Consider the following 241-nt stretch of genomic DNA (forward strand, 5'->3'; position numbering starts at 1 on the left):
TTGCCACCGCCCGCTCCAGCGCGACGAAGGCCCGCTCCAGCTTGCGGTTCAGCTCGGCCTTGCCGATCGCGGGGAAGTGAACCTCGGGCTGGTCCACGAGGAAGGCGTCCAGGGTCGCAACGCCGAGCAGCTCCAGGGAGCGATCGAGCTGCCAGGCGATGTGCTCGGGGGCCAGGAGGTATACGCCACCCAGACCGCGCCGATCTCCTCGGCCGCGGCCCGCGATGGCCGACTCGAACCA

Annotated in this window: 1 pseudogene; it reads right to left on the bottom strand. The window is 70.5% G+C overall.

The annotated features are described in order from the left end of the window. Positions 1–241: pseudogene (locus ACTFO6_RS19605) on the bottom strand (aldo/keto reductase); the annotation flags it as partial.

This window comes from Pelomicrobium sp. G1, from assembly GCF_051905455.1.
Classification (GTDB): Bacteria; Pseudomonadota; Gammaproteobacteria; order Burkholderiales; family UBA6910; genus Pelomicrobium.